Source organism: Shewanella sp. Sh95, from assembly GCF_001308045.1.
In the GTDB taxonomy this organism is placed as follows: domain Bacteria; phylum Pseudomonadota; class Gammaproteobacteria; order Enterobacterales; family Shewanellaceae; genus Shewanella; species Shewanella xiamenensis.
The window spans coordinates 1-4,008 of sequence record NZ_LGYY01000251.1 but is presented as its reverse complement, the minus strand read 5'-3'; the positions used below and the strand labels follow the sequence as shown (position 1 = coordinate 4,008).

Genomic DNA, 4,008 nt, shown 5'->3' with positions numbered 1-4,008 from the left:
TAGGATATTGGCTTCGCGCATCTTGTTGTCCAAGTGTAGTTTTTAGCGAAACCATTTGATCATGCAACAAGATGCGCTTCCACCCTAATTTGATGATTTATTTGTAAATCATCAGGGGATTCTTCAGTACCCAGCCGCATCGCGTAGATTCAGCAACTCATGAAATAAAGGAGCAGTTTCAACCAGCTCAAATTCAATAGGCATTGACATTTTAATATCCATTTGGGCATCCCTTCACGAATGGTAGAAAAATCAAGGTGATTAGACGGCATTAATGGGAAAGACTAACTCAACAAGGTGGCAATTTGATGACACTCAAGCTTTATGCAAGACAACTTTCGTTTGAAAAGTAGTCGTGAGAGACCAATATTTTAATAATATTTTTGCATAAAAAATTAAAATAAACGTTCAAAGTAAACTATACCAAGCCTTAATTTCAATATCATTGCCGCAATGGAGAGCAAACATTCATAATCAATTGATGTTAAAAATTCACTAAAAACCTTAATAATCAGATAACTAAAATTCAAAATCACCTAAGTAATCCCGCTAGCAGAAAGAGTCAAATTAACGGCATATTACATGGTAGCGTCAAATATTAATCACGCGACATTTTATAAAAAAACGTCAAAAATCAGATAATTGACCAACATTAACACAGGGTTTACATTCGTTTATGACAACAAGGTGCGGTAAAAAAACCATAAGCAACATATTACCGCCCAAGTGATAGCCTAAGCATTGAGGAACTCGTCATGATAGTGTTAGTCGGCGGCGAAAAAGGCGGCAGCGGTAAGAGTTGCCTCGCACAAAATATCGCAGTATTTCTCACCACCGAATGTGGTGCCTCTGTCATCATGGTGGATTGCGATCCACAGCGAACCACATCGGATTGGATCCAAGCCAGAAACAATAATCCGAAACTGGCAAGCATCAACTGTGTACAACTTTATGGCAAGATCCGTAACGATCTTCTGAGCTTAGAACAACACTATGACTTTGTACTCGTTGATTGTGGTGGGCAGGATAATCTTGCATTAAGGGCAACCATGTCAGTTGCATCGCATATATTAATGCCGCTCAGGCCCAAACGCCGAGATTTAAAAACCGTGAGTCATATGGATGATATCGTCGCGACTTGTAAGATGATTAACCCTAAATTACACGCGTCTTTCGTTATTACGCAATGCCCTAACCTTCCCAATCAAGCGAATCGTATTTTAGAGGCTAAAGAGGTCTGTAAAACCTACGATATCAATGTATTAGATGCAATTACCTATAGTCGCAATATCTATGATGATAGTGAAGAGTCTGGATTGTCGGTGATGGAGATAGAACCAAAGGGTAAAGCCGCAGCTGAAATCCGTGCTATCGCCTGTGAAATGTTTCAAGTGGACTGCGCAGCCTCGTTAACGGCCTTACTCAAACCAAGCACACCAATAGCCGCGCATCGTGCCGCTATCAATCAACCTCAGCCGAATCATCTGAGAGGACAATATGGGACTCAGCGACCTCAAGAAAAACGCTATGCCATCTAGGGGAGGCGTCCAGCCTCTCTCCCTCGATGAGTTTATTGATGCCGCAACCCTTTATGCTATGGGAGAAAGTCATATTCCAAGCACGGGCAACTCAGTGGCGGCGATGGAGCGAGTGAAAGAATCACCAGTTGAAGTCATCTTGGAAACTTCCAATGTGGTGACTTTGCATCGACCACAAACGGCATCAAGACCCCTTGATGCCACGATTGACGACGAACGGCCACATTACCGCAAAGCCACATTTTCACTGAGTGAGGCGGCAATAGCCCATTTAGCAACGCTCTCAGAGGAAAGTGATATTTCTAAATCTAAATTGATCCGTTTTTTAATTGAACAACATTATGCTTTGCCAACCGCATTGAGGCAGATGCGCGAACAGCAAATAAAACAAGCTTAATTGCGCACCATCTCCCACCCTTTACCGATGATCTGAATTAATTAGGTCATCGGACTTTTTTTGTCTAAAAAACCGATAAAAAAATTGAGTCAATTTTTTTTACAAATCTATCCTTAATGTACAGCTGAGCTGATTAATGCTATTGATTAGCATCAATAGCCCGAGTATTTAAGGAGTTATTCTTGTTAACACGTTTGTCAATCCTATTATTCGGACTGGGATTAACGCTAGCACCTCCCGCCTTAGCGGAGTTTTCTTTGGATCAAATTCCCCCCTTGCCGAATAAAACGCCAATCACTTTAGTTGCCGAAAAAGGCTTTTGGACTGACTATCTCACCCAGCAAATGCTACCCAAATTCACCGAAAAAACCGGTGTTAAAGTCAATGTGATTAGCACCGAACTTGAGAGCATGTTCGAACTTCAAACCCACGCATTATTAATGGGGGAAGGAAAATACGATCTGCTCACCATGGAGGCTGGCTGGGCAAAAGAATGGGCGGCAAACGGCTATACAGTCCCCCTGCTGGAATTAGCAAAACTCTATGATCCCGACGGTGAAAAAGCGATGGAAAGCTACCTCGAACCCTACTATCCATCATTACTGAATATTTTATCCTACCACGGAGAATTGCACGCAATTCCCTATAATAACTACGTAATGGGAAGTCATTACCGCGCAGATTTATTTGAAAATAAAACCGAACAGTCTCACTTTCAACAACGGTTTGGCTACCCACTCAAACCCGCGACCAACTTCCAAGAATTAGAAGATCAAGCCGTATTCTTTACGCGAAAAGCGGGTGAACTCCTTGCTGACAAACCATTGACCCATAACTTTTATGGCCTAGCGTTGATGTCGGGTAATAAACCCCATATTAACGATGAGTTTTCCAGCATTATTTGGAGTTTAGGCGGCGTTTGGATGTGGCCTATTTATGATCAACAAAAAAAACTGACTCACTTTGAAGTACCGAGTGTCAATCAACAGGCAATTACCGCAGGAATAATCTATCGCAAACTAATGCCCTATGCCTATCCTGCTGATGATAAGTTTGCCTTTAATGAAGCTGCGCATGCTATGGCGACGGGACAGGTAGCCATATGGCCCTTTGCCTATAACAACCTTTGGCCAGCCTCTTTTAAAGTTGAAGCCAATATACCTGGTGCTCGACTTGGAGTATCTCAAGTCCCCGGAGGAACCCCTTACAACGGTGCCTATGCCTTTGCGGTGAGCTACGACAGTAAAAATCCACAAGCCGCCTATTGGTTACTCAAATATATGGGCACTTTTGAAGCCCAATATGCCTATGCACTTGGCGGCGGAAATCCATGCCGAATGGATGTCGTTACGGCTCCCGAATTTAAACAAGCTTCAAAAAGGTCTGTTGCTGGTGCATTTGAGGCAAGCCATATTGCTAACTTGTTCTGGTCGACTAAAGTATTGGAAGTAGGACACTTTACCACTACAGCAATGGGGCAGATTTATCCAGAATTAAGCCATGCTTGTTATGCCGCAAGTCAGCATGAAGCCAATAGTACAGATATTTTTATTGAGTTAAGCACCAAAATTAAACATGTGCAGAACACCTACGGGGAAGTCCCTGCAATCGACAAGAAAAACAAATGAACTCAAAACGACTGACCAGTCTTAAACAGAAAATTACGCTAGCCTTCTATATTATTCTCGGCATGGCGTCACTCAATGGCATTATCGCTATCCTATTGTCACAACAATTGAGAACTGAAATTGAGCAACTGGTAAATAGTGATGTCGTGAAAGTCACCACTGCGCTGCAACTAGCGAAAAACAGTGAAAGGTTGCAAATTATCACCACAGAATTAAACCACTATGATACTGAGCACTGAAGAATCCCCTGATGATTTACAAATAAATCATCAAATTAGGGTGGAAGCGCATCTTGTTGCATGATCAAATGGTTTCGCCAAAAACTACACTTGGACAACAAGATGCGCGAAGCCAATATCCTACAACATTCTTTACACCAATACTGCCCAGAACTTCACCTAAAACGATTAAACAGCTTGATGCTGGCCTCTAAGGCACTGATTGA

3 protein-coding genes and 2 pseudogenes are annotated in these 4,008 nt (G+C 42.2%); 4 read left to right on the top strand and 1 reads right to left on the bottom strand.

The window, feature by feature from the left end:
- Positions 1-141 precede the first annotated feature (141 nt).
- Positions 142-222 (bottom strand): annotated as a pseudogene (locus AEA42_RS23000) (N-acetyltransferase); the annotation flags it as partial.
- A 533-nt stretch (positions 223-755) separates the two neighbouring features.
- Here AEA42_RS23000 and AEA42_RS19020 point away from each other — a divergent pair.
- From AEA42_RS19020 to AEA42_RS19005, 4 genes and pseudogenes are all read left to right on the top strand, one after another.
- On the top strand, positions 756-1,538 hold the full coding sequence (locus tag AEA42_RS19020) for an AAA family ATPase (protein WP_037420721.1): 783 nt from the start codon (positions 756-758) through the stop codon (positions 1,536-1,538).
- A complete protein-coding gene (locus AEA42_RS19015; protein ID WP_055648551.1) occupies positions 1,498-1,935 on the top strand; it encodes a hypothetical protein in 438 nt (145 codons plus the stop codon). Before AEA42_RS19020 ends, AEA42_RS19015 begins: the two co-directional genes overlap by 41 nt.
- A 200-nt stretch (positions 1,936-2,135) precedes the next feature.
- On the top strand, positions 2,136-3,563 hold the full coding sequence (locus tag AEA42_RS19010) for an extracellular solute-binding protein (protein ID WP_231640419.1): 1,428 nt from the start codon (positions 2,136-2,138) through the stop codon (positions 3,561-3,563).
- Positions 3,560-3,790: pseudogene (locus AEA42_RS19005) on the top strand (deoxyguanosine kinase); the annotation flags it as partial. The gene AEA42_RS19010 and the pseudogene AEA42_RS19005, both read left to right, overlap by 4 nt.
- Positions 3,791-4,008: the final 218 nt, after the last annotated feature.

Coding starts and splice junctions, on each gene's coding strand:
- AEA42_RS19020 (WP_037420721.1), top strand. CDS start 756: ATGATAGTGTTAGTCGGCGGCGAAAAAGGCGGCAGCGGTAAGAGTTGC.
- AEA42_RS19015 (WP_055648551.1), top strand. CDS start 1,498: ATGGGACTCAGCGACCTCAAGAAAAACGCTATGCCATCTAGGGGAGGC.